The organism is Streptomyces sp. NPDC098781 (assembly GCF_044759995.1).
Lineage (GTDB): Bacteria > Actinomycetota > Actinomycetes > Streptomycetales > Streptomycetaceae > Streptomyces.
This window is the reverse complement of sequence record NZ_JBIWAK010000008.1, coordinates 142,571-167,607: the sequence shown is the minus strand read 5'-3', so window position 1 is coordinate 167,607 and position 25,037 is coordinate 142,571. Positions and strand designations below refer to the sequence as shown.

The following is a 25,037-nucleotide window of genomic DNA, read 5'->3' as shown; positions in this document are numbered from 1 at the left end:
CGACGGCACCTTCGGACCCCTTCGTCAGCCGATGGCCATTGAAGGTCAGGATATGCCGGGGCACCGACAACGCCGGGGCGCGGGTAAAGTCCGCCGGATGACGCACCGCTTCCGCTTCCGGGTGCCCGTGGACGACGAAGAGCACTGGTTCGAGGTGACGGACGGGGGCCGGGGCCAGGTGGTGCGGCAGATCACCTTCCGGGGATCAGCCGGCGTACCGGTGGTCGCGGTCGAGACGGACGAGCTCGCCCTGACCCGGCAGGCGTGCGGGGACTGGGGCGTTCAGCTGTACGAGGTCGTGTACGGCAGGCCGGCGCGCGAGCCGGTCGTGGAGCCTCCGGAGGCACGGGCGGTGGACCCGCACGCCTTCGACGTCACGTGGGGCCGTGCCCGTGCGTACCGCCAGTGCGAGGTGCGTCACGACAGCGGTCCCCTGCCCGTCGGCACCCGCTTGACCGGCACCTTCACCGTCTCGCCCTGGGGAGCGGGCGTGACCGGCGTGTTCGTCGACGTCGGCCTGCCCGCTCCGGGCTTCGTGGACGCCGCGATCCTTCTGCGGGCCGGGTGCCGCTGGCCCGTGGAGGGCACACCCGCCGAGTTCGAGGTGGTCGACCTGCGGGTCGGCCGGTCCCACCCGCAGATCAGGCTCCGCCCGACAGCAGTCCCACCACACGGCGAGCCGTGGCCTCGTCCCGGGCCGCGGTGAACGGCAGTGCGTTGCCGCCGGTGACGCGGAACGGCTCGCCCGTGCGGGTCAGGTGGGCGCCGCCGGCCTCCTCGACCAGGAGGATGCCCGCCGCGTGGTCCCAGGCGGCCTCCCAGCTGAACGCGGTGGCGTCCAACTCGCCGCGGGCGATGGCGAGATACTCCAGGCCGGCCGAGCCGCAGGCGCGCGGGGCGACGCCGTCGGTCCACAGGCCGAGGAGGGCCTGCTTCTGCTCGTCGGTGGTGTAGTCCGGGTGGGACGTGGCGATGCGGAGGTCGTGCCCGGGCTGCGGCGCACCGGCGCGCAGCCGCTCGCCGTCCAGGTAGGCGCCCTGGCCCCGTATCGCGGTGGCCAGTTGGTCGCGGGCGGCGGCGTAGGTCCAGGAGGCGAGGAGCACGCCGTGCTGCGCGAGCGCGACCAGTGTGCAGAAGCCGTCGTCCCCGTTCACGAACTGCCGGGTGCCGTCGACGGGGTCGACGATCCAGGCCGGGGCGTCGCCGCACACCGCCTCGTACGTCGCCGGGTCGGCGTGCACCGCTTCCTCGCCGACGACGACGGAGCCGGGCAGGAGCGCGCCGAGCGCCTCGGTGAGGTACTTCTCGGCGAGCCGGTCGGCGTCGGTCACCAGGTCGTGCGGTCCGCTCTTCTGGTCGACCTCGTGCTCGGCGAGCTGCCGGAAGCGGGGCATGATCTCGGCCGCGGCGGCTTTGCGGACCGCTTCGGCCACGTCGGCCGAGTGCTGTGCGAGAAACTCTTCGATGGTTTCGTTGGTTCGGATCACGTGTCAATAAGAACACGCCCCACTGACAATCCCCGCCGGGTGGGTGACGGCGCGATGGCATCGGCGTGAACTCCGGGAGCGTGGATCCGCGGGTCGGGGGCATGGATCCGTGGGTCGGGGGCCGGGTTCAACGTCCCACCGCGTACCCCTGCATCCCCCGCGGATTCGCCGCCGCCGACAGGACCCCGGTCGCCGGGTCCCTCGCGACCGCGCAGAGCCGGCCCTCCGACCACGCGTCACCGACGGTCACGTCATGACCACGTCGGCGCAGTTCCGCCACCACCCCGGCATCGGTCCGGGACTCCACGGTCACGCTGCCCGGCCGCATCCCCCGCGGGTAGAAGGATCCGGGAAAGCTGTCGTTGTGCCAGTTCGGGGCGTCGATCGCGCCCTGGAGGTCGAGGCCGCCGCGAACCCGCCCGCGCAGGGCGACCGCGAGGAAGAAGTGCAGCTGCCACTGGTCCTGCTGGTCCCCGCCGGGCGTGCCGAAGGCCATGACGGGCACTCCGTCGCGCAGGGCGATCGAGGGCGTGAGCGTGGTCCGCGGACGCCGTCCCGGTGTCAGGGAGTTCGGCAGGCCCTCCTCCAGCCAGGTCATCTGGAGCCGGGTGCCGAGCGGGAAGCCCAGTTCGGGCACGACGGGGTTGGACTGGAGCCAGCCGCCGCTGGGCGTGGCCGCGATCATGTTGCCCCAGCGGTCGACGATGTCGAGGTGGCAGGTGTCGCCCCGGGTGCCGCCGTCGGCGCGGACGTCGGGCTCCCCCGGCACCGGTGACGTCGGCCGCTTGGCGACCGTCGGCTCCCCCACACCCAGCGCGTCGAAGCCGGCCTCCTCGACGGCGGCCACGCGCGCGTGCGCGCTGAGGCGCGGGGCGCGCCCGCCGGGGCTGCCGGGCCGCAGGTCGTGGGACGCCTTGTCGCCGACCAGCTCCCGGCGGGCCGCGTTGTACTCGTCCGACAGCAGGTCGGCCAGCGGTACCTCGGCCGCGTCGCCGTACCAGGCCTCCCGGTCGGCCATGGCCAGCTTGCAGCCCTCGACCAGCAGATGGACGTATTCGGCGGACCCATAGGACGGCAGTTCGGGCGGGAGCAGAGCAAGTTGCTGGAGGAGGACCGGGCCCTGGCTCCAGGGGCCGGCCTTGCACAGGGTCCAGCCGTTCCAGTCGTACGTCGCGGGCGCCTCGTAGGTCGCGGACCAGCCGGCGAGGTCGGCGGCCGTGAGCGTGCCGGAGTGCCGCTCGCCGCTGGTGTCCATCGTGGGGCGGCCGGCCTGCCGTACCAGGGCCTCGGCGATGAAGCCGGACCGCCACACCTCCCGGGCCGCCTCGATCTGCGCGACCCGGTCCCCGGCCCCCGACACCTCGGCGAGCAGCCGCTTCCAGGTGGCGGCGAGGGCGGGGTTGCGCAGCCGTTCGCCGGGCCGGGGCGGCTGCCCGCCCGGCAGATACACCTCGGCGGACGAGGTCCACTCCGTCTCGAACAGCTCGCGGACGGTCTCCACCGTCTCGCCGACCCGCTCGACCGGCGCGTGCCCGTGCTCGGCGTACCCGATGGCGTACTCCAGCACCTCGGCGAGCGTCCTGGTCCCGTGGTCCCGCAGCAGGAGCATCCAGGCGTCTAAGGCGCCGGGCACGGCGGCGGCCAGCGGTCCGGTCCCCGGCACGAGTTCCAGTCCGAGGTCCCGGTAGTGCGCGACGGTCGCCCCGCCGGGCGCCACCCCCTGCCCGCACAGGACCCGCACCTCGCCGCCCGCCGGGGCGACGAGGATCGGCACCTCGCCGGCCGGCCCGTTGAGGTGCGGCTCGACGACGTGCAGGACGAACGCGCCCGCCACGGCGGCGTCGTAGGCGTTGCCGCCGCGCTCCAGCACGGCCATCGCCGACTGCGAGGCGAGCCAGTGGGTGGAGGACACCATGCCGAAGGTGCCCTGGAGGGTGGGACGGGTGGTGAACATCGGTGTCTTTCACCTCGCTGTCGGCGCGGATCGGTCCGTCCGATCTTCATGTCCCGCCTGTTCGTGCTTCAACCTTCCGGCTGGGACGGGTCCGTGGTCCCCGGCTTCGCCTTGTTCCGTCCGGGCGGGGTGAAGGTGTAGAGGTCGAGCACGTCGGGACAGGGCGCGACACCGGGGCCGCCGGCCCGGACCCAGTCGATGATGTCCTCGGTGGCGTCGGGGTCGTTGACCAGGCCCAGCCACACCGGGCGGGCGCCGGCCGCGCGCGCGGTGGCGGACGGCTGGACGACGATCACGTTGGCGTGTTCGCACACGTCGAGGCAGGCGGAGACCCGCACGGGCACGTTCTCGGCGAGGCGCGCGGTCTGCCGGGCGTGGTCGATGCCGGTGACCTTGGGGCTGCCGCAGCAGCAGTCCCGGCACACGACGACCCGGCAGGGTGCGGGTGCGGCGGGGGTGTCGCCCGTCGGGCCTACGGGTCGCTGCTCAGGCATCGCTCGGCACGCTCCTCCTGCCGGGGGATCCGCCCCGGGTCGCCGGTCGCAGAAAGCGGATCACGGGGTGGCCGGGGTCGGTCGTGACTTCTGCCCGGACGCCGTAGACCCGCTCGATGAGGGTGGGGGTGAGGACCTCGGCCGGGGTGCCCTCCGCGATCGCACGGCCCTCGCGCAGGACGAGCAGGCGGTCGCAGTACATCGCGGCGAGGTTGAGGTCGTGCAGGGCGATCACGGTGGTGACCGGGAGGTCCGCGACGAGGTCCAGCAGGTCGAGCTGGTGCTGGATGTCGAGGTGGTTGGTGGGTTCGTCGAGGAGCAGTTCGCGGGGTTCCTGGGCGAGCGCGCGGGCGATCTGGGTGCGCTGGCGTTCGCCGCCGGAGAGGGTGTGCCAGGACTGCTCGGCGCGGTCGGCGAGGCCGGTGCGCTCCAGCGCCTCGTCCACTGCCCCGGCGTCGGCCGCCGTGGCCGGGGTCCAGGCCCGGCGGTGCGGGACACGGCCGAGGGCGACGACGTCCCGGACGGTCAGTTCGGTCTGGGTGTGGGCCTCCTGCTCGACGGTGGCGACGCGCCGGGCGGTGGCACGCCGGCCGACCTCGGTGAGGGGGCGTCCGTCCAGGGTGACCACTCCGGAGGTGGGTGCGAGGACTCCGGCGAGGAGCCTCAACAGGGTTGATTTCCCTGAGCCGTTGGGGCCGAGCAGTCCGACGGTGTCGCCGGGGCGCAGGGTGAGGGTGACGCCGTCGACGATGACCTTGCCGGCGACGCGTCGGACGACGCCCTGGGCGTGCAGGCTGGTCATCCCTTGCCTCGCCCCCGGTGGAGGACCGCCACGAACGCCGGTACGCCGATCAGGGACGTGACCACGCCCACGGGAACCTCCTGGGGGTCGAGGACGGTGCGGGCGGCGGTGTCCACCCATACGAGGAAGACGGCTCCTGTCAGCGCCGTGACCGGCAGCAGACGGGCGTGTCCGGAGCCGGTGAGCGCGCGGGTGACGTGCGGCAGTACCAGGCCGACGAAGCCGATCGCCCCCGCGCAGCTGACGAGGGCGGCCGTGAGCAGCGCGGTCGCGCAGAGCAGGACGAGGCGGGTGCGGGCGACCCGCACGCCGAGTCCGGCGGCGGCGTCGTCACCGAAGGCGAAGGCGTCCAGGGTGCGGGCATGTCCGAGGCAGACGGCGAGAACCACGGCCAGTACGGCGGCGCAGAGCAGCACCTGTCCCCAGTCGGCGCCGGTGAGCGAGCCCAGCAGCCAGAACAGCACACCCCGGGTGGTCTCGGCGTCGGCGGAGGTCAGCACGATGAACGAGGTCAGCGCGGAGAACAGCTGCATGGCGGCCACCCCGGACAGCACCACCCGGTCCGTGCTGCCGCCGAGCGAGTGGCTGAGCAACAGGACCATCGCGAAGGAGAGCAGCGCGCCGAGGAAGGCGCCCGCCGACAGCGACACCACTCCCCCGCCCACGCCCAGCACGACGACGGCGACGGCTCCCGTGGACGCTCCCGAGGACACCCCGAGCACGAACGGATCGGCCAGCGGATTGCGCAGCAGCGACTGCATCACCGCTCCGCACACGGCGAGCCCGGCCCCGCACACGGCGGCGAGCAGGGTGCGCGGCATCCGCAGGTTCCACACGATGCCGTCCCGCAGCGGCGCCAACGTGCTCTCCCCTAGGCCGAGATGGGCGGCGACCGCGGCCCACACGTCCGCCGTCGAGATGTCGGCGGGCCCGATCGTCACCGCGACGGCCACCGAAGCGAGCAGCGCGGCGAACCCGCCGCCGGTCAACAGCAGCGTACGGGCGCTCACTTGCCGAGCCCGAAGTCGCGCAGCCCGGCGGCGACCTGCTCGATCCCTTCGATCGTGCGGATGGACGGGTTCATCGCCTGCCCGCTGAGCAGGACGTACCGCTTCTTCTTCACCGCGGTCAGGTTGCGGGTGGCCGGGTTGGTCTCCAGGAAGCGGATCTTGGCCGCGGCGCTCTCCGCGGTCTGCTGCTTGCGGGTGAGGTCGCCGATCACGAGGACGTCGGGGTCCCGGTCGGCGACCGTCTCCCAGCCGATCTGGGGCCATTCGTCATGGGTGTCGGAGAAGGTGTTCTCGGCGCCCACGGCACGGGTGACGGCACCGGGCGCGCCGCAGCAGCCCGCGAGGTAGGGCGACTGGGAGTTGGCGAACCAGTACATGAGGGAGACACCGGAGGCGTCCAGACCGTCGGTCGCCTCGCGTACCCGCCGCTTCAGCTCGGCGACGAGCTTCTCGCCGCGCTCGTCGACGCCGAAGGCCCGTGCCAGGTCGCGTATCTCGCCGTACACGACGTCGAGGGTGAGCGGCTTGCTGCGCGATCCGTCTCCGCCGCTGTCGTTGTCCTTGCCCGCGGAACAGTCGGAGGGCGAGACGTAGGTGGGCACGCCGAGCTTCTCGAACTGCTCGCGGGTGGCGACGCCGCCCTTGCCGAGAGTGGAGACGAAGGAGGCGGTGACGAAGTCGGGTTCGGCGTCCAGGACCTTCTCGAAGGAGGGCGCGTCGTCCGCGAGCCGCGGCACGGAGGCGTTGGCCTTCTCCAGCCCCTTCATCACCGGGTCCGTCCAGGTCGCCGTACCGGCGACACGGTCGGCGAGACCGAGGGAGAGCAGGATCTCCGTGGTGCCCTGGTTGAGGGAGACCACGCGCCGGGGCGCCGACTTCAGGGTGACCTTCCGGCCGCAGTTGTCGATCGTGCGGGGATAGCCGGCGGCGGACGTCTGCGCCGCCTTCGAGTCGTCGCCGCCGGAGGAACCGCAGGCGGTGAGGAGCAGGGCGGATGCCAGAAGAAGCGCGGGGGTGCGGAGCAAGGGCTTTCCTCGGGGTCTGGGCTCGTACGCGGAGCCTGGCCTACGGACGACCTCGGCACCCGGGGGTGCCAAGGTGCCAGCAGGTCTTCGGACTCGGGTTCGTCCGGCCGCGGCGCCTTCCCGGTCTCCCAGTGGCAGTTGCCCCGCCCGTCCCCCTCACCGCTGCGCGTCAGTTCCGGATTCGCACCGGATTCCCTGGCCTCGGGTGTGGCTCGACTGGCCCGACGAGGCTATCAAGCCCGCCTTGTCGCGGGGTCGTTCGACCGGTCGCCGCCAGGGCCGACGGGAGACGGAGACCCAGGTCACAATCTGGAAGAGGGCAAGGTCACAGCCGTGCCCTCTGCTGCTCCTTTGATGATCTGGCCTAGCATCCGAGCATGACGGTCCTGCCTGACGACGGGCTCTCGCTGGCCGCCGAGTTCCCTGACGCGACCCATGAGCAGTGGCAACACCTGGTGGAGGGTGTGCTGCGCAAGGCGGGCAAGGAAGTCTCGGGCCCGGCCGCGGAAGAAGCCCTGTCCACCGCCCTGGAGGACGGGTTGCGCACCCGCCCTCTGTACAGCGCGCACGACGCCGCGCCCGACGCCGGTCTGCCCGGGTTCGCCCCGTTCGTCCGCGGTAGTCGCCCCGAGGGGAACACGGCCGGCGGCTGGGACGTCCGGCAGCGGCACTCCGCGCTCACCGACGGCGTGGTGCTGGCCGACCTGGAGAACGGCGTCACCTCGCTCTGGCTGGTCCTCGGCGAGGGCGGCATCCCGGTGGCGGAGCTCGGCCGCGCCCTGGAGGGCGTCTACCTCGACCTGGCCCCGGTCGTCCTCGACGCGGGCGCCGACGTGGAGCCCGCCGCGCGCGAGCTGCTGCGGCTGTACGAGGAGAAGGGCGTCGCCAAGGAGGCGGCGCGCGGCAACCTCGGCGCCGATCCGCTCGGCCACGAGGCACGTACCGGAAAGTCCTCGGCGTTCGCGCCCGTCGCCTCGCTGGCCCGTGCGTGCGCCCAGGAGTACCCGGGGCTGCGGGCCCTGACCGTGGACGCGCTGCCGTACCACGAGGCCGGTGGCTCGGCGGCCCAGGAGCTGGGCAGCTCGCTGGCGACCGGTGTCGCCTATCTGCGGGATCTGACCGAGGCCGGGCTGACGGTCGAACAGGCTGCCGCGCAGCTGGAGTTCCGGTACGCCGCCACCGCCGACCAGTTCCTGACCGTCGCCAAGCTGCGGGCCGCGCGCCGGCTGTGGGCGCGGGTCACCGAGGTGTGCGGGGCACCGAGCGCCCAGGTGCAGCACGCCGTCACCTCGCCGGTGATGATGACGCGCCGCGACCCCTGGGTGAACATGCTGCGCACGACGGTCGCCACGCTGGCCGCCGGCGTCGGCGGCGCCGACTCCGTGACCGTGCTGCCCTTCGACCACGCGCTCGGCCTGCCGGACGCGTTCGCGCGGCGCATCGCCCGCAACACCTCGACCATCCTCATCGAGGAGTCGCACCTCGCCCGGGTGATCGACCCGGCGGGCGGCTCCTGGTACGTGGAGCGGATGACCGACGAGCTCGCCCACGCCGGCTGGGAGTTCTTCCAGCGGATCGAGCAGGCCGGCGGACAGGCGGCCGCGCTGCGCTCCGGACAGCTCGGCCAGGACCTCGCCGACACCTGGCAGGCGCGCAGCGGCAAGCTCGCCAAGCGCCGCGAACCCATCACCGGCGTCAGCGAGTTCCCCCACCTCGCCGAGCAGCCCGTCAAGCGCGAGCCCGCTCCCGCACCTCTCTCCGGTGGCCTTCCGCGGGTGCGGCGCGACGAGGCGTACGAGGCGCTGCGCGCCCGCTCCGACGCCCACCTGGCGGCCACCGGCTCCCGGCCCCGGGTCTTCCTGGCCGCGCTCGGCCCGGCGGCGGCCCACACCGCGCGCCTCACCTTCGCCTCGAACCTCTTCCAGGCGGGCGGCATCGAGCCGGTCACCGAGGGCACGTTCGAGGAGAGCGGTGCCACCGAGGTCTGCCTGTGCTCCAGTGACACCGTGTACGAGGAGCAGGCGCGGACCGAGGCCGGCCGGTTGAAGGCGGCCGGCGCCTCGCATGTGTTCCTCGCCGGGCGGCCCGGGAATCACCACGATGTCGACTCGTACGTCTTCGCCGGCTGTGACGCCGTCGCCGTGCTGTCCGCCACCCTCGACCGCATGGGAGTGTCCTGATGGGAATCCCCGACTTCTCCGGGATCGAACTCGGGGAGCCGAGGACCGACGCCGGTGCCGAGGAGTGGCAGAAGGCCGCCGGGAACGACGGGACCTTCTGGGAGACCCCGGAGGGCATCGCGGTCAAGCCGCTGTACACCGGCCGTGACCTGGAGGGCCTGGACTTCCTCGGCACGTACCCGGGCATGGCGCCGTATCTGCGCGGCCCGTACCCGACGATGTACGTCAACCAGCCCTGGACGATCCGCCAGTACGCGGGCTTCTCCACCGCCGAGGAGTCCAACGCCTTCTACCGGCGCAACCTGGCGGCCGGCCAGAAGGGCCTGTCGGTCGCTTTCGACCTGCCCACGCACCGGGGTTACGACAGCGACCACCCGCGCGTGACGGGCGATGTCGGCATGGCGGGCGTGGCGATCGACTCGATCTACGACATGCGGCAGTTGTTCGACGGCATCCCGCTGGACAAGATGACCGTGTCGATGACGATGAACGGCGCCGTGCTGCCGGTGCTGGCGCTCTACATCGTGGCGGCGGAGGAACAGGGCGTACCGCCCGAGAAGTTGGCCGGGACCATCCAGAACGACATCCTCAAGGAGTTCATGGTCCGCAACACCTACATCTATCCGCCGAAGCCGTCGATGCGGATCATCTCCGACATCTTCGCCTTCACGTCGCAGCGGATGCCGCGCTACAACTCGATCTCCATCTCCGGCTACCACATCCAGGAGGCCGGTGCGACGGCCGACCTGGAGCTGGCGTACACGCTCGCGGACGGTGTGGAGTACATCCGCGCGGGCCGTGAGGCGGGTCTGGACGTGGACGCGTTCGCACCCCGGCTGTCGTTCTTCTGGGCGATCGGCATGAACTTCTTCATGGAGGTCGCCAAGCTGCGCGCGGCGCGCCTGCTGTGGGCGAAGCTGGTGAAGCAGTTCGATCCGAAGAACTCCAAGTCGCTGTCCCTGCGCACCCATTCGCAGACCTCGGGCTGGTCGCTGACCGCGCAGGACGTGTTCAACAACGTCACGCGCACATGTGTCGAGGCGATGGCCGCGACCCAGGGCCACACTCAGTCGCTGCACACCAACGCGCTCGACGAGGCGCTCGCGCTGCCCACCGACTTCTCCGCGCGCATCGCCCGCAACACCCAGCTGCTGATCCAGCAGGAGTCGGGCACGACCCGGGTCATCGACCCGTGGGGCGGCAGCGCCTACGTCGAGAAGCTGACGTACGACCTCGCCCGCCGCGCCTGGCAGCACATCCAGGAGGTCGAGCAGGCGGGCGGCATGGCGCAGGCCATCGACGCCGGCATCCCGAAGCTGCGCGTGGAGGAGGCCGCCGCGCGCACCCAGGCCCGGATCGACTCCGGACGCCAGCCCGTCATCGGCGTCAACAAGTACCGCGTCGACAGCGACGAGCAGATCGAGGTGCTCAAGGTCGACAACTCCTCGGTGCGCGCCCAGCAGATCGCCAAGCTGCGGCGGCTGCGCGAGGAGCGGGACGAGACCGCCTGCCGGGACTCGCTCGACGCGCTGACCCGAGCGGCCGGCGGCGAGGGCAACCTGCTGGAGCTGGCGGTGAACGCCGCCCGCGCGAAGGCCACCGTCGGGGAGATCTCCGACGCCCTGGAGAAGGTGTACGGGCGGCACGCGAGCCAGATCCGTACCATCACCGGCGTGTACCGCAACGAAGCCGGTGAGTCGCCGTCCGTGGACCGCACCCGCACCCTCGTGTCCGACTTCGAGGAGGCCGAGGGCCGCCGGCCGCGCATCCTGGTCGCCAAGATGGGCCAGGACGGCCACGACCGCGGCCAGAAGGTGATCGCGACCGCCTTCGCCGACCTCGGTTTCGACGTCGACGTCGGCCCGCTGTTCCAGACGCCTGCCGAGGTGGCCCGCCAGGCCGTCGAGGCGGACGTGCACATCGTCGGGGTGTCGTCGCTGGCCGCCGGGCACCTCACCCTCGTACCGGCGCTCAAGGAGGCGCTGGCCGAGGAGGGCCGCGAGGACATCATGATCGTGGTCGGCGGGGTGATCCCGCCGCAGGACGTGCCGACGCTCCTTGAGATGGGCGCGGCCGCGGTCTTCCCGCCCGGGACGGTGATCCCGGACGCCGCGTACGACCTCGTGCAGCGGCTGGGGGCCGACCTCGGGCACGCGCTGTGATCGATCTCGACGCGTATGTGAAGGGCGTGCTCGACGGGAAGCGGGCGATCGTCGCGCGCGCCATCACCCTCGTCGAGTCCACCCGGCCCCAGCACCGGGTGCTGGCACAGCGATTGCTGACCGAGCTGCTGCCGCACAGCGGCAAGGCGCGACGGATCGGCGTGAGCGGAGTGCCGGGGGTCGGGAAGTCGACGTTCATCGACGCGTTCGGCACCATGCTCACGGGGCTGGGGTACCGGGTCGCGGTGCTCGCCGTCGACCCGTCGTCCAGCCGGACGGGCGGGTCGATCCTGGGCGACAAGACGCGCATGGAGCGACTGGCCGTGGACCCCGCGGCGTTCATCCGTCCCTCCCCCACGGCCGGCACGCTGGGCGGGGTCGCCAAGGCCACGCGTGAGTCGATCGTGGTGATGGAGGCGGCCGGCTACGACGTGGTCCTGGTGGAGACGGTCGGCGTCGGCCAGTCCGAGACCGCGGTCGCCAACATGGTCGACTCCTTCCTGCTGCTGACGCTGGCCCGGACCGGCGATCAGCTCCAGGGCATCAAGAAGGGCGTCCTGGAACTGGCCGACGTGCTCGCGGTCAACAAGGCGGACGGCCCGCACGAGCGCGACGCCCGCGCCGCCGCCCGGGAACTGGCCGGCGCGCTGCGCCTGATGCACGGCAAGGACGCCGCCTGGACGCCGCCCGTGCTGCATTGCAGCGGGCGCGAGTCGATGGGCCTGGACACCGTCTGGGACCGCCTGGAACAGCACCGCGCGCTGCTGGACTCCACCGGCCGGCTCGCCGCCAAGCGGCGTGACCAGCAGGTCGACTGGACCTGGACCATGGTCCGCGACGAACTCCTCGGCCGGCTGCACGCCGCCCCGGCGGTACGGGCTGTCACACCGACGCTCGAACAGCAGGTGAGGGACGGCGAGTTGACGGCCACGCTGGCCGCCGAGCGGATTCTCGCGGCGTTCGAGGGCGGGCGCGATCAGCACTCCGAGGTGTCTGAGCTCCGCGGCGCCACCAGCCCCGACTCATAGGCGAACACGACGAGTTGGGCCCGGTCACGCGCGCCCAGCTTGGTCATCGCCCTGCTGATGTGGGTCTTCGCCGTGAACGGGCTGATCACCATGTGTTCGGCGATCTCCTCGTTGGTCAGTCCGCGTGCCGCGAGGGCCGTCACCTCGCGTTCACGGCGGGTCAGGCCCTCGAGCCCCGGTGCCGTGGCCCGGTCGGGTGGGCGGGAGACGAACTCGCCGATGAGCGTGCGGGTCACCGACGGGGACAGCAGTGCCTCGCCGCGGGCCACCACCTCGATCGCCTGGAGCAGGTCGGCCGGTTCGGTGTCCTTCAGCAGGAAGCCGCTCGCGCCGGCCCGCAGCGCCTCGAAGACGTACTCGTCGTGGCCGTAGTTGGTGAGGATCACCACGCGCACGCCGGTGAGGGCGGGGTCCGCGGCGATGTGGCGGGTCGCCTCGATGCCCGTCATCACCGGCATCTGGACGTCGATCAGCGCGATGTCGGGCACCTGGGCGCGGACCAGCTCCAGACCCCGCTCGCCGTCCCCCGCCTCGCCGACCACCTCGATACCGTCCTCGGCGTCCAGCAGCGCCCGGAAACCGGCCCGCATCAACGCCTGGTCGTCGACGAGCGCCACCCTGATCACACCGTCCGTCATTGCAGTCCCCCTGATGACCGGTCCGTCCGTCACCCCCCACCCCCCACCGGCAACCACGCCCGCACCGAGAACCCGCCCTCCTCGCGTGGAGCGGCGTCCAACGTGCCGCCGAGGGCCGTGACGCGTTCGCGCATGCCGGTGAGGCCGATGCCGGGGGTGGGCGGGCGGGACGGGTCGGCGGTGCCGTCGTCCTCGACGCATATCGCCAGGGCGTCGTCGGCGTAGGCGAGGCGTACGGTCACCTTCGCCGGTCCCGCGTGCCGTGCCGCGTTGGTGAGGGCCTCCTGGACGATGCGGTACGTGGCACGGTCGACCGGCGGCGGGAGCGGTCGCTCGTCTCCCGTCACCTCCAGGTCGACGGCCAGCCCCGCGGCGCCCGCGCGCTCCACGAGCAGCGCGGGTGTGCCCGTGGCCTCGTCGGTGCGCAGCACCTCCAGCGTGGCGCGCAGCTCGCGCATGGCCTCGCCGCTCGCCTCCTGGATGGCGAGCAGCGCCGGCGGCACCTCCTCGCCCCGCTTGCGAGCGAGATGCACGGCGACGCCGGCCTGGAGCTTGACGATCGAGATGCTGTGGGTGAGGGAGTCGTGCAACTCCCGTGCGATGCGCAGGCGTTCCTCGCCCGCCCTGCGCAGCGCCGCCTCCTCGCGGGTGCGTTCGGCCTCCAGCGCGCGCTGTTCTGTCTGGCGCAGATACGCCTGCCAGTTGCGGTCCGCGAGGCCGGTCACGACCGCGCAGAGGAACCATCCGGCGAGCAGCAGGGTCTCGCGTACGACGTCCGAGGTCGCCGAGCCCGCCGCGACACAGCCGCCGAGGAAGACGGCGGCCGCCGCGGCGGCGGTGCCCCGGTGGCCGGTCCGCGAGGCGGTGTGCACCGCGCCCACCACCGGGATGGCCAGCGTGGCCGCGGGTCCGGCGTGGACGACCTCGGCGAGCAGACAGCCGGTGGTGATCGCGAGCACCACGCGCGGGGCGCCGCGATGCGCGGCCAGGGCGAGTGAACCGGCCACGATCAGCGCCCAGTCGACGGGTCCCGCGCGGTCGTCCGCCACCGCGGCGAGCACGGTGATCGCGCCGACCACGACGGCGACGGCCGCGTCGGCGAACCGCACGCCTGTGATTCGAGGCCCGCTCATGCCCGCACACTAGACGGCGCCGACGACAGCCACGTCAGCCCTGTGGACGGCTCCGGGACTACTCCCGGCGTAGTAGTGCGGGCCACGCTCCCGCCCCGCCGGCGCAGCCCCGACTCCGTTCGCCGGTACGACGACCCGCACCGCCCGGCTGAGCAGACTCAAGTCCATGCCCACACCCTTCCGTTACACCGAACCCCTCCCGCCCAGGTCGGCCGCCGGCACCGTAGCCGAGGTGTACGCGCAGATCGCCCTGGACTTCGGCGTCGCCGAGCCGTCCACCTTCGTGGTCCTGTCCTGCGCGCCCGAACTCCTCGCCCCCGCCTGGGCGTTGCTGCGCGAGTCGCTCATCGCCGGGGCCGGCGACCGGACCGGCAAGGAACTCGTGGCGCTCGGGGTGTCGCAGGCCAACAGGTGCCCGTTCTGCGTGGACGCGCACACCGTGCTGCTGCACGCCACCGGCGATCACGCGCTCGCCGAGCGGGTGGCGCGCGGGGAGTCACCGCACAGCGAGGAGCACGCGCGTCTGCTCGCCTGGGGAGAGCACACACGTGTGCCCGGCGCCGCCCTGGAGCCGTATCCCTTCCCGCGTGAACAGGCGCCCGCCTATCTCGGTACCGCGCTCGTCTTCCACTTCATCAACCGGATCGCGTCGGCCCTGCTGACCGAGAACCTGCTCCCGGCGGGCGCCCAGCGCTTCCGGGCGGTACGGAGCGTGGCGGGCCGCGCGCTGTGCCGGACCGTGCGCCGTACGGCCCGCCCGGGGCACTCCCTCGCCCTGCTGGACGGCGTCGATCCCGGTGAGGCACCCGCCTGGGCGGGCGGCGCACCCGTCGGCCTCGCGTACGCGGCGCTGCTCAGGGCCGCCATGCGGGGCTCGGCCCTGCTGGACGCGGAGGACCACGACCTGGTGGAGGCGGCCGTTCAGGACTGGGACGGCACCCATCCGCCGCTCGGACTTGCCGGGTTCCCGGACCGCCGGGAGCGTCCCGCGGCGCGGCTCGCGCTGCTGGCCGCCCTCGCGCCGTACCGCATCACCGACGAGGACGTGGCGGCCTGGCGGCGGCCGGAGCACGGCGACCACTGCCTCGTGCGGCTCGTCGCGTACGGCGCCTTCATCGCCGTGGACCGCATCGAAAGCGCACTTTCCTCACAAATCACCAAAGAGGCGGTGTAACTCACCCAGGACACCACCTGATCGGAACCCTTGCGTAGTGGCGTCAGCACGCAGCGAGTTGGCACTTTCGCCTCACAGTCAGTCATGTGACACTGGCGTCCCGTCCGCAGTGCGGACTCCTCCGCACCGTCCCCCACGAGAAGTGCGTCGTGCGTTCTCTTCCCTTGCCGCTAGCCCTCACCGCGCGTCTGTCGCCCGTCGTCGTGCTCGCCGCGGCGGGCTGGGCGCTGTCGTCCGGCCCCGCCGCGACGCCGGCCGCCGACGACCGGACGGCGACGCAGAACTCCGGCGACGACTCGCCGTCGGCTCCCGCCACGGCGGCGGCGTCGAAGACGTACTCCGCCGCTCCTTCGCCGTGCGAAGCCCTGGACTCGAAGTCGATAGGGGACCTCGTGCCCGGCGCGAAGGCGGCCGGCAAGGAGTTGCCGTCCACCGACAAGAGCGTGCGCCGCACCTGCTCGTGGAACGCCCTCAAGGGGTTCGACTACCGCTGGCTGGACGTGTCGTACGAGATCACGGCGTCGGACGAGGCCGCGGAGAAGTCCTACAAGGAGCGCGTCGCGGACAAGAGCGGCGGCGGCGAGGTCCCGGGTGTCGGTGACGCCGGCTACTCCGTCGTGAACCTCTCCACCGAGGACAAGCAGCAGACCCGCGAGGGCACGGTGATGATCCGCGCCTCCAACGCGATCGTCTCCATCACCTACAGCGGCAGCGACTTCGAGTCGAAGAAGGCACCCGCCACCGACGAGATCAACAAGGGGGCGATCAAGGCGGCCAAGGCCGCGGTCGCCGCGCTGGAGGACGGCCAGAAGAGCTGACCGTCCTCCCGGCGGTCCCGTCAGGCCTCCGCGCGTTCCTTGCGGCCGCCCATGAGCAGCACGTACAGCAGCAGCGAGGCTCCCAGCCCCACCGCCCACCCGTAGTCGGCGAGCGGCTTGAGGAACGGGATCAGTCCGTCGGCCGGGAAGGGCCCGGTCTTCGTGCCGTCCGCGCCCACACCCGAGTGCGAACCGCCGACCGCGAGGACGCCGCCGACCACGAAGGCGACGATCGCCCGCCAGTTCCAGCCGGACGAGTACCAGTAGCGTCCGCCGGGTGTGTACAGGTCGGCGAGGTGCAGCACCGTGCGGCGGACGATCCAGTAGTCGGCGATCAGGATGCCCGCGACGGTGCCGAGCAGTCCGCCCACCACACCGAGCCAGGTGAAGATGTAGAACTCCGGGGTGGAGATCAGTTTCCACGGGAAGATCAGGATGCCGACGACGCCGGTGATCAGCGCGCCGGTACGGAAGTTGATGAGCTTGGGCGCCAGGTTGGCCAGGTCGTACGCCGGGGAGACCACGTTCGCCGCGATGTTCACGGAGACCGTGGCGACGAATACCACGATGATGGCGAGGAGCAGGCCGAAGGCGTTGTCGGTCTTGGCGGCCAGGGCGATCGGATCCCAGATGGCCTCGCCGTAGACGACCTCGGAGCCGGAGGTGACCAGGACCGCGAGGACCGCGAAGAGCGTCATGGTCGTGGGCAGACCGAGGGACTGGCCCCAGGTCTGCGCCTTCTGGCTGGCACCGAAGCGGGTGAAGTCGGGGATGTTGAGCGACAGGGTCGCCCAGAAACCGATCATTCCCATCAGGGACGGGAAGAAGACCGGCCAGAAGTCGGGGCCCCAGCCGAGCTTCGAGGGCTGGTCGAGCAGCGCGCCGAACCCGTCCGCCTTGACGGCGATCCACACCAGCAGGACCAGCGCCCCGACGATCACGAAGGGCGCGGCCCAGTTCTCGAAGTGCCGCAAGAAGTCCATACCGCGGTAGATGATGGCGATCTGCACGGCCCAGAACAGGAGGAAGCAGAGCCACAGCGGCCAGGGGTTGCCGGCGATCTTCCCCGCGTTCTCCCACCCGCCGCCGGTGAGCTTGGAGCCGAGGGCGAAGATGCCGCTGCCGCCGATCCAGGTCTGGATGCCGAACCAGCCGCAGGCCACGGCCGCGCGGATCATCGCCGGGATGTTGGCGCCGCGCAGTCCGAAGGAGGCCCGCGCCAGGACGGGGAAGGGGATGCCGTATTTGGGCCCGGCGTGCCCGGTGGCCAGCATCGGCAGCAGCACGATGACGTTGGCCAGCGCGATGGTGAAGACGGCCTGCTTCCAGTCCATGCCGAGCGCGACCAGCCCGGAGGCCAGGGTCCAGCTGGGGATGCAGTGGGCCATCGAGATCCACAGCGCGGCGAAGTTGTACGTCGTCCACTTGCGCTCGGCGACCGGGACGGGACGCAGGTCGTCGTTGGCGAAGGGGCTGTCGGCGGGGAACGCCTCCGGGGCGAGCTCGACACGTCCGCCGGTGTCGGCGGACTGCGGTATCGGTGACCCCGTGGGGACGGTTTCGGTCATGAGCAGGCCAATCGATCAGGTGGGAACGGGAGAGGCCGTGCGGGGGCCTTGGGCCCTCCCCGGGACGGCGGGGAGGGGAACAAGGGGTGGGGGGTCACGATGCACCCGGCCGGATGTGAACCCGGCCGTGGGTGAACTCGGCGGGTGAGACTAGGAGTTGACGGCCGGGATGACCGACGTGCCGTACGCGTCGATCACCGCCTCCTGCGCGTCGTGCATGTCGTAGACGGCGAACTGGTCGACGCCCAGCTCGCGCAGGGCGTTCAGCTTCTCGATGTGCTTCTCGACCGGGCCGATGAGACAGAACCGGTCGACGATCTCGTCGGGCACGAACGCGGTGTCGGGGTTGTCGGCGCGTCCGTGGTGGGAGTAGTCGTACCCCTCCCGCGCCTTGATGTAGTCGGTGAGTTCGTCGGGTACGGCGGCGGAGTGCTCGCCGTACTTGGACACCAGGTCGGCCACGTGGTTGCCGACCATCCCGCCGAACCAGCGGCACTGCTCGCGCGCGTGGGCGAGCTGCTCGGGCGAGTCGTCCTCGGTGACGTACGCCGGCGCGGCGACGCAGATCTTCACCTCGGACGGGTCACGGCCGGCCGCGACGGCCGCGTCCTTCACGGCCTTGACCATGTATTCGGTCAGATAGAGGTCGGCGAGCTGGAGGATGAACCCGTCTGCCTCCTCACCGGTCATCTTCAGGGCCTTCGGGCCGTACGCCGCCATCCACACCGGGAGTTCGGCGCCCTCCTTGATCCAGGGGAACCGCACGAGCGTCCCCCCGCCCAGATCGGCCTCCCGGCCGCTGCCGAGCGCACGGATGACCTTCATGGCCTCGCTGATCCGGGCCAGGGTGTTGGGCTTGCGGCCCGCGACCCGCATCGCCGAGTCGCCTCGGCCGATGCCGCAGACCGTGCGGTTGCCGAACATGTCGTTGAGGGTGGCGAAGGTGGAGGCGGTGACCTCCCAGGTGCGGGTGCCCGGGTTGGTCACCATCGGGCCGACCGTCAGTTTCTGGGTGTTGGCCAAGATCTGGCTGTAGATGACGAACGGCTCCTGCCACAGCACGGCCGAGTCGAAGGTCCAGCCGTGGCTGAACCCGCTCCGCTCGGCGCGTTTCATCAGGCTGACGACCCGCGAGGCCGGCGGGTCGGTTTGCAGGACGAGTCCGAAGTCCATGTGCTCCGCTCCTAGTTGAGGTACTGGCAGGTGGAGCGGGGCGTGTAGACGCCGTGCCCGGCGCGACCGGTGTACTCCCGCTCGGTGATGACGGGTTCGCCGCGCGAGAGGACCGTTTCGACCCGGCCGGTGGTCCGCCTGCCCTCGTACGCCGAGTAGTCGACGTTCATGTGGTGGGTGACGGCGGACATGACCTGCTCGGCCGCCGGGTCGTAGATCACGACGTCGGCGTCGGCACCGGGCGCGATGGTGCCCTTCTTCGGGTACATGCCGAACATTCGGGCCGGTGTCGCGCAGGCGATCTCGATCCAGCGGCGGCGGGTGATGTGGCCGTCGACCACGGCCTGGTGGAGCAGGTCCATCCGGTTCTCCACGCCCGGCAGACCGTTGGGGATCTTGGAGAAGTCACCTCGGCCGAGCTCCTTCTGACCCACGAAGCAGAAGGGACAGTGGTCGGTGGACACGACCTGGAGGTCGTTCGTCCGCAGGCCCTTCCACAGCTGGGCCTGGTGCTCGCGGGGCCTGAGGGGCGTCGAGCACACGTACTTGGCGCCCTCGAAGTCCGGCTCGGCGAGGTTGTCGGTGGACAGGAACAGATACTGCGGGCAGGTCTCGCCGAAGACGTTCAGCCCCTCGTCACGCGCGCGTGCCAGCTCGGCGACGGCCTCCGTCGCCGAGACGTGCACGACGTACAGGGGCGCGCCCGCGACCTGCGCGAGCCTGATGGCCCGGTGCGTGGCCTCGGCCTCGAGGAGCGCCTTGCGTACTTCCCCGTGATAGCGCGGATCGGTCTCGCCCCGCGCCAGCGCCTGCTCCACCAGCACGTCGATCGCGATGCCGTTCTCGGCGTGCATCATGATCAGGCCGCCGTTCTCGGCGGAGCGCTGCATGGCGCGCAGGATCTGGCCGTCGTCGGAGTAGAAGACCCCCGGGTAGGCCATGAACTGCTTGAAGGAGGTGACCCCCTCCTCCACCAGCAGGTCCAGTTCCTTGAGCGTCTCCTGGTTCACATCGGAGACGATCATGTGGAAGCCGTAGTCGATCGAGCAGTTGCCCTCGGCCTTGGCGTGCCAGGCGTCGAGGCCCTCGCGCAGTGAGTGGCCCTGACTCTGCACGGCGAAGTCGACGATGGTCGTCGTGCCGCCCCAGGCGGCGGCCCGGGTGCCGGTCTCGAAGGTGTCGGAGGCGAAGGTGCCGCCGAACGGCAGCTCCATATGGGTGTGGACGTCGACGCCGCCCGGGATGACGTACTTCCCGGTGGCGTCGATGGTCCGCCCGGCCGTCCAGGCCTCGGCGGCGGACGTTCCGGTGGCGGCGAGGGCGGCGATACGGCCGTCCTCGATCAGGACGTCGGCGTGCAGCTCGTCGGATGCGGTGATGACGAGGCCGCCGCGGATTACTGTTCGGCCGGTCATGGGTCCTCTCCCTCGGTGGTCACGTGCCGGTTGGGTGGGGCTGGTCGCGCCCGCGCGGCGGAGCCGCATGTCGATACAGCCCCGCGCCCCTTGGCGGCGTTGCCGTTGCCCGGCGTTCTTACGGTGCTGTCAGCGGGCCGTACGCCCCCGGCGCGCGGTCCCTGTAGAACTGCCAGCGGTCGCGGACCTCTCGGAGCTTGGCCAGGTCCAGGTCGCGGACGACCAGTTCGGTCTCCTTGTCGCTCGCCACCTCTCCGACGAACTGGGCCTCCGGGTCCACGAAGTAGGTGGTGCCGTAGAAGTCGTTGTCGCCGAGGTCCTCCACACCGACCCGGTTGATCGCGCCCACGAAGTACTCGTTGGCGACGGCCGCGGCCGGCTGCTCCAGCTGCCACAGGTAGCGGGAGAGCCCGCGGGAGGTGGCCGAGGGGTTGAACACGATCTCGGCACCGCCCAGGCCCAACGCCCGCCAGCCCTCCGGGAAGTGACGGTCGTAGCAGATGTACACGCCGATCTTCCCGACGGCCGTCTCGAAGACCGGCCAGCCGCTGTTGCCGGGACGGAAGTAGAACTTCTCCCAGAATCCCTGCACTTGCGGGATGTGGGTCTTGCGGTACTTGCCGAGGTAGGAGCCGTCCGCGTCGATCACGGCGGCCGTGTTGTACAGGACCCCCGGCTGCTCCTCCTCGTACATCGGCAGGACGAGGACGATGCCCAGCTCCTTCGCGAGCGCCTGGAAGCGGCGCACGGTCGGGCCCTCGGGGATCTGTTCGGCGTACTCGTAGAACGCCTTGTCCTGCACCTGGCAGAAGTAGGGCCCGTAGAACAGCTCCTGGAAGCACAGCACTTGAGCGCCCTGCGCCGCCGCGTCGCGGGCGGCCTGCTCGTGTACCTGGATCATCGATTCCTTGTCGCCGGTCCAGGCGGTCTGGAAGAGGGCGGCACGAATCACTCGGCTCATCGGGACCTCCGGTCGCTCGGTGTGCGAGGAGCCTAGGAAGTCCACAACGTCGGGTTGAGTTGCAACGTGTCACGTCTGCGGGCGTGCGGCGTGCCACGGTGTCACCCTGTCGTGGTCCCATGTTTCACCGCCGTTTTCCCAGGTCGTGGCAGGTTTCAGCTCTGTTGCGCGTCGTGCGCGAGGAGTGCGATGTGTACGGATGCGGCCTGTTCGAAGTCGTCGAGGTCGACGCCGAGCCGCGTCTGTATCGCCTCCAGGCGGCGGTAGAGCGCGGGCCGCGAGACATGGTGGAGCTGGGCGGTGCGGGACTTGTTCCGGCCGGTCGCGAGGTACGTCCGCAGCACGGACAGCATGTCGTCGTCCGCCGCGCACAGCAGTCCGTCCAGCTCCCGCTCCGCGAACGACTGCACATGCGGGTCGTCGCGCAGGAGGCGGATCAGGCCGCGCAGGTGTACGTCCCTGAGGCGTACGACGGCCGGGAGGTCCAGGACGGCCGAGGAGTCGGCGACGGCGTCCGCGACGTGCTGGGCCTCGCGCAGCCCGGCGGGCACGTCGTCCCAGGCGGTACGGGCGTCCGCGGCGGCCACGACGGTCCGGTCGGCCCCCGCCTCCGAACGCACCCGGCACGCGAAGTTGGCGGCGAGCACGGCGGCGTCCTGGTCCCGGGCGAGGCTGAGCAGCACCGCGGTGACCCCGTGGGCGAGTTCGGCGACGATCCCGGACAGCCCCAGCATCCGCAGCACGCGCTCCAGTTGCGCCGCCTCGCCGTCCCGCACGACCAGCGGCACGAAGGTGCGCCGGTTGACGGGAAGTCCGGCGGCACGGGCGCGGGGCAGCAGTTGCCGCGCCGGTACGACCCCGCTGACGAGGTCGGTCAGCAGGCTCTGCGCGGACTGCTCCTCCCAGCTGTGCGCGGAGTTCCCGCCGAGCATGCGGTGCAGGACCAGGGCCTCGGCGGCCCGCTCGGCGAGCAGCCGTCCGGTGGCGGTGTCGCCGCGGTGGCCGCACAGCGTGATCTGGCCCCAGCGCTCCCCGCGTCCGCCGAGTTCGGCGCGGATCCAGCCGTCGCCCTCGCTGGCTCCCCCGGTGCCTGAACGGCCTGGGTCGTGCCCCCATGCCTGCCGGGCGATGCGTTCCCAGTCGCGCAGCACGTCGTCCACCGCCGGCCGCTCCCCCGCCGTGGCGAGGACGCGGTGGGCGAGGTTGGTGACGACGACGGGGCACGCGCTGTGCGAGGCGACCTCGTCGAGCAGGCTCTGCAACGGGGCGCCCGCGGTGATGAGGGCGGTGAGCGCGGTCCGCACCGTCTCCGAGAGGCTGACGGCGGCGAACTTCCGCCGTACGAGCCGGGACTGCACCTCCTCGGTCAGCTCGGCGAAGGGGAACGGCCGGTGCAGCACGACCATGGGCAGCCCGCATCGCTCGGCCGCCCGGCGCATCACCTCCGGCGGAGCGGGGAAGGCCCGGCCGAGGCCCAGGACGACGGCCGCCGCCTCGGCCCGGTGCAGGGACCGGATGTACTCGGCCTGCTTGTCCTCGTCCCCGGCGAGCAGCACCCCGGTGGTGAGCACCATCTCGCCGCCGCTGAGCATCACCCCGACGTCCGGTGCCTCGGCGACATGCACCCAGCGCACCGTCCGGTCGAGCTGGCCGGCGCCGGCCACCACCTCGGGCTCCCCGGCCAGCACCCGTTCCAGGGTGAGGATCTGCCGGACCGACAGCGCGGGTTCCAGGGGCTCCGAGGTGGTGGTCATGGCGATTTCCCTTGCTCTGCTCCGGCGGTACTAGATGCTCCTCAGAGCGCTCTCCAGGATCGCGGCGCCCTCCTCGGCCTCCGCGACGGTCAGGGACAGGGGCGGCGCGATCCGCAGGGACGTGGTGTCGTGGCCGCCGCCCTTGCCGATGAGCAGGCCGCCGTCGCGGGCCGCCTCCAGTACGGCGGACGCTGCGGCGGGGTCCGCCTCGTCGGTGCCGGGCCGGGTGAGCTCGATGCCCAGCATCAGGCCCCGGCCGCGCACCTCCCGTACGTGCGGGACCTGCGCGGCGACGGCGCGCAGCCGCTCCAGGAGCAGTCCGCCGACCCGTCGGGCGTTGCCCTGGAGGTCGTGCTCCAGCAGGTAGGAGAGGTTGGCGAGGCCGGCCGCCATGGTGATCTGGGTGCCGCCGAAGGTCGAGATGCTGTTGGAGTCGAGGCAGTTCATGATCTCGGCGCGGGCGACGACCCCGCCGATGGACATGCCGTTGCCGATGCCCTTGGCGAAGGTCAGCATGTCCGGCGGGCCGGACCGGCCGTGCGCCTGCCAGCCCCAGAAGTGGTCTCCGGTGCGGCCCCAGCCGGTCTGCACCTCGTCGGCGATCCACAGGATCCCGCGCTCGGCGAGCACCTCGCGGAAGGCGGCGTACAGCCCGTCCGGGCCCGAGGTGAAGCCGCCGACGCCCTGCACGGGCTCGGCGATCAGCGCGGCCGGTGGGCGGGTGTGGCCGAGGAGGTCCTTCAGGTCGTCGACACAGGCGGCGATGAAGTCCTCGTCGCTCAGCGAGGCGTACGGGCCGCGGGTGCGTACTCCGCCGTGGACGTACAGCGTCTGGAGCGGCGACAGCGAGGTGGGCGACCAGCCGCGGTTGCCGGTGATGCCGACCGAGCTGAAGGAGCGGCCGTGGTAGCTGTTGCGCATCGCCAGGACCGTGTTGCTCTGCCGGTACGTGGTCGCGAGCAGCAGCGCGGTGTCGTTGGCCTCGGTGCCGGAGGTGGTGAAGAAGACGCGGGCGTCCGGGATGCCGCTCAACTGGGCGATGCGCTCGGCGAGTTCGACCATCGGACGGTTGAGGTACAGGGTGGAGGAGTGGATGATCCGTCCGGCCTGTTCGCCGACCGCCTTGGTGATCTCGGGCAGCGCGTGCGCGGTCATCGTGGTGAGGATGCCGCCGAAGAAGTCGAGGTATCTGTTGCCGGAGGCGTCCCAGACGTGCCGGCCCTCGCCGTGGGTGATCTCCAGCGGCTCCTCGTAGTACAGGGCCAGCCAGTCGGGCATGACGGCTCGATGGCGTCCCATCAGGTCCTTGGTCACGGCTTCACCAGTCCTTCGTAGGCGTCGGGGCGGCGGTCGCGGTAGAAGGCCCACTGCCGGCGCACTTCGTCGATCAGGTCGAAGTCGAGGTCGCGCACGACGAGCTCCTCACTCTTGTCGCTGGCGATGTCCCCGACAACCTGCCCACGGGGATCGACGAAGTAGCTCGTCCCGTAGAAGTCGTTGTCGCCGTACTCCTCGACGCCGACCCGGTTGATCGCGGCGATGAAGTACTCGTTGGCCACGGCGGCGGCCGGCTGCTCCAGACGCCAGAGGTAGGAGGACAGCCCGCGGTGGGTGGCCGACGGGTTGTAGACCAACTGGGCGCCGTTGAGACCCAGTTGCCGCCAGCCCTCCGGGAAGTGGCGGTCGTAGCAGATGTAGACGCCCACTTTCCCGACGGCGGTGTCGAAGACGGGCCAGCCGACGTTGCCGGGCTTGAAGTAGTACTTCTCCCAGAAGCCTTTCACCTGCGGGATGTGGTGCTTGCGGTACTTGCCGAGGAAGGTGCCGTCGGAGTCGATCACGGCGGCGGTGTTGTAGTAGAAGCCCGACTGCTCGACCTCGAAGACGGGCACGACGATCACCATGCCGGTCTCGCGGGCCAGGTCCTGCATACGACGTGTGGTGGGCCCGTCGGGCACCGGCTCTGCCCAGCGGTAGTGCTCGGGCTCCTGGACCTGGCAGAAGTAGGGAGCGTTGAAGACTTCCTGGAAGCCGATGATCCTGGCGCCCTGCCGGGCCGCCTCGCGAGCGTGCTCCTCGTGTTTCGCCACCATGGACTCGGTGTCGCCGGTCCAGGTGGCCTGGACCAGAGCGGCGCGTACGACGTTGGCCATGAGCTGCTCCTTCGAGGGACGTCAGAGCCTCTACGCCCGTAGAGGGGGGCCGTAGAGGCTCGAAAGTAAGCCCCTGGGACAGCCTTGCCAAGACCATCGTCGTTAACC

Annotated in this window: 21 protein-coding genes and 1 riboswitch; of the genes, 6 read left to right on the top strand and 15 right to left on the bottom strand. The window is 71.5% G+C overall.

Annotation, left to right across the window (positions count from 1 at the left end):
- Window positions 1–97 precede the first annotated feature (97 nt).
- Window positions 98–706, top strand: coding sequence for a hypothetical protein (locus tag ACIQWG_RS30045; protein WP_404101348.1), 609 nt, complete (start codon window positions 98–100; stop codon window positions 704–706).
- Here the strand turns inward: ACIQWG_RS30045 and ACIQWG_RS30040 are convergent.
- The 6 genes from ACIQWG_RS30040 to ACIQWG_RS30015 all read right to left on the bottom strand — a co-directional run bounded on the left by ACIQWG_RS30040 (window position 642) and on the right by ACIQWG_RS30015 (window position 6,772).
- On the bottom strand, window positions 642–1,487 hold the full coding sequence (locus ACIQWG_RS30040) for an inositol monophosphatase family protein (protein WP_404101346.1): 846 nt from the start codon (window positions 1,485–1,487) through the stop codon (window positions 642–644). The two genes, ACIQWG_RS30045 and ACIQWG_RS30040, sit on opposite strands and share 65 nt — an antisense overlap.
- Window positions 1,488–1,614: 127 nt before the next feature.
- Window positions 1,615–3,441, bottom strand: a complete 1,827-nt coding sequence (locus ACIQWG_RS30035) for a gamma-glutamyltransferase family protein (RefSeq protein ID WP_404101344.1) — start codon at window positions 3,439–3,441, stop codon at window positions 1,615–1,617.
- Window positions 3,442–3,509: 68 nt separating this feature from the next.
- On the bottom strand, window positions 3,510–3,935 hold the full coding sequence (locus ACIQWG_RS30030) for a (2Fe-2S) ferredoxin domain-containing protein (protein ID WP_404101342.1): 426 nt from the start codon (window positions 3,933–3,935) through the stop codon (window positions 3,510–3,512).
- A complete protein-coding gene (locus ACIQWG_RS30025; RefSeq protein WP_404101340.1) occupies window positions 3,928–4,737 on the bottom strand; it encodes an ABC transporter ATP-binding protein in 810 nt (269 codons plus the stop codon). The genes ACIQWG_RS30030 and ACIQWG_RS30025 overlap by 8 nt, the downstream gene beginning before the upstream one ends.
- The gene (locus tag ACIQWG_RS30020) at window positions 4,734–5,747 is read right to left on the bottom strand and encodes a FecCD family ABC transporter permease (protein WP_404101338.1); all 1,014 of its coding nucleotides are present in this window, start codon (window positions 5,745–5,747) and stop codon (window positions 4,734–4,736) included. Before ACIQWG_RS30020 ends, ACIQWG_RS30025 begins: the two co-directional genes overlap by 4 nt.
- The gene (locus ACIQWG_RS30015; protein ID WP_404101336.1) at window positions 5,744–6,772 is read right to left on the bottom strand and encodes an ABC transporter substrate-binding protein; all 1,029 of its coding nucleotides are present in this window, start codon (window positions 6,770–6,772) and stop codon (window positions 5,744–5,746) included. Before ACIQWG_RS30015 ends, ACIQWG_RS30020 begins: the two co-directional genes overlap by 4 nt.
- A 60-nt stretch (window positions 6,773–6,832) precedes the next feature.
- Window positions 6,833–7,008, bottom strand: a riboswitch (cobalamin riboswitch).
- Window positions 7,009–7,149: 141 nt separating this feature from the next.
- Here ACIQWG_RS30015 and ACIQWG_RS30010 point away from each other — a divergent pair.
- From ACIQWG_RS30010 to meaB, 3 genes are read left to right on the top strand one after another with little or no spacing between them, the layout of a single operon-like run.
- Window positions 7,150–8,952, top strand: a complete 1,803-nt coding sequence (locus ACIQWG_RS30010) for a methylmalonyl-CoA mutase family protein (protein WP_404101334.1) — start codon at window positions 7,150–7,152, stop codon at window positions 8,950–8,952.
- The gene (scpA, locus tag ACIQWG_RS30005; RefSeq protein WP_404101332.1) at window positions 8,952–11,114 is read left to right on the top strand and encodes a methylmalonyl-CoA mutase; all 2,163 of its coding nucleotides are present in this window, start codon (window positions 8,952–8,954) and stop codon (window positions 11,112–11,114) included. Before ACIQWG_RS30010 ends, scpA begins: the two co-directional genes overlap by 1 nt.
- On the top strand, window positions 11,111–12,142 hold the full coding sequence (meaB, locus tag ACIQWG_RS30000) for a methylmalonyl Co-A mutase-associated GTPase MeaB (RefSeq protein WP_404101330.1): 1,032 nt from the start codon (window positions 11,111–11,113) through the stop codon (window positions 12,140–12,142). Before scpA ends, meaB begins: the two co-directional genes overlap by 4 nt.
- Here meaB and ACIQWG_RS29995 read toward each other — a convergent pair.
- On the bottom strand, window positions 12,091–12,780 hold the full coding sequence (locus tag ACIQWG_RS29995; RefSeq protein ID WP_404101328.1) for a response regulator: 690 nt from the start codon (window positions 12,778–12,780) through the stop codon (window positions 12,091–12,093). The two genes, meaB and ACIQWG_RS29995, sit on opposite strands and share 52 nt — an antisense overlap.
- Window positions 12,781–12,809: 29 nt before the next feature.
- Window positions 12,810–13,913 carry a sensor histidine kinase gene (locus ACIQWG_RS29990; RefSeq protein WP_404101327.1) on the bottom strand — a complete coding sequence of 368 codons (1,104 nt, stop codon included), beginning with the start codon at window positions 13,911–13,913 and terminating at the stop codon, window positions 12,810–12,812.
- A gap of 166 nt (window positions 13,914–14,079) precedes the next feature.
- Here ACIQWG_RS29990 and ACIQWG_RS29985 point away from each other — a divergent pair, with 166 nt between their 5' ends.
- Both ACIQWG_RS29985 and ACIQWG_RS29980 read left to right on the top strand, forming a co-directional pair.
- The gene (locus tag ACIQWG_RS29985; RefSeq protein ID WP_404101325.1) at window positions 14,080–15,087 is read left to right on the top strand and encodes a carboxymuconolactone decarboxylase family protein; all 1,008 of its coding nucleotides are present in this window, start codon (window positions 14,080–14,082) and stop codon (window positions 15,085–15,087) included.
- A 149-nt stretch (window positions 15,088–15,236) separates the two neighbouring features.
- Window positions 15,237–15,905, top strand: a complete 669-nt coding sequence (locus ACIQWG_RS29980) for a hypothetical protein (protein ID WP_404101323.1) — start codon at window positions 15,237–15,239, stop codon at window positions 15,903–15,905.
- 20 nt (window positions 15,906–15,925) lie between these two features.
- Here ACIQWG_RS29980 and ACIQWG_RS29975 read toward each other — a convergent pair whose 3' ends face one another.
- The 7 genes from ACIQWG_RS29975 to ACIQWG_RS29945 form a co-directional block, all read right to left on the bottom strand.
- Window positions 15,926–17,473, bottom strand: a complete 1,548-nt coding sequence (locus tag ACIQWG_RS29975; protein ID WP_404101322.1) for an NCS1 family nucleobase:cation symporter-1 — start codon at window positions 17,471–17,473, stop codon at window positions 15,926–15,928.
- 150 nt (window positions 17,474–17,623) lie between these two features.
- Complete coding sequence (locus ACIQWG_RS29970; RefSeq protein WP_404101320.1) at window positions 17,624–18,646, bottom strand: TIGR03842 family LLM class F420-dependent oxidoreductase; 1,023 nt, start codon at window positions 18,644–18,646, stop codon at window positions 17,624–17,626.
- 11 nt (window positions 18,647–18,657) lie between these two features.
- Window positions 18,658–20,061 (bottom strand): dihydropyrimidinase, encoded by a 1,404-nt coding sequence (gene hydA / locus ACIQWG_RS29965; protein ID WP_404101318.1) that lies wholly within the window; start codon window positions 20,059–20,061, stop codon window positions 18,658–18,660.
- A gap of 118 nt (window positions 20,062–20,179) precedes the next feature.
- Window positions 20,180–21,022, bottom strand: a complete 843-nt coding sequence (locus ACIQWG_RS29960; protein ID WP_194039420.1) for a nitrilase-related carbon-nitrogen hydrolase — start codon at window positions 21,020–21,022, stop codon at window positions 20,180–20,182.
- Window positions 21,023–21,177: 155 nt separating this feature from the next.
- Complete coding sequence (locus ACIQWG_RS29955) at window positions 21,178–22,776, bottom strand: PucR family transcriptional regulator (protein WP_404101317.1); 1,599 nt, start codon at window positions 22,774–22,776, stop codon at window positions 21,178–21,180.
- 30 nt (window positions 22,777–22,806) lie between these two features.
- Window positions 22,807–24,090, bottom strand: a complete 1,284-nt coding sequence (locus ACIQWG_RS29950; protein WP_404101315.1) for an aspartate aminotransferase family protein — start codon at window positions 24,088–24,090, stop codon at window positions 22,807–22,809.
- On the bottom strand, window positions 24,087–24,929 hold the full coding sequence (locus ACIQWG_RS29945; RefSeq protein ID WP_404101313.1) for a nitrilase-related carbon-nitrogen hydrolase: 843 nt from the start codon (window positions 24,927–24,929) through the stop codon (window positions 24,087–24,089). The genes ACIQWG_RS29950 and ACIQWG_RS29945 overlap by 4 nt, the downstream gene beginning before the upstream one ends.
- Window positions 24,930–25,037: the final 108 nt, after the last annotated feature.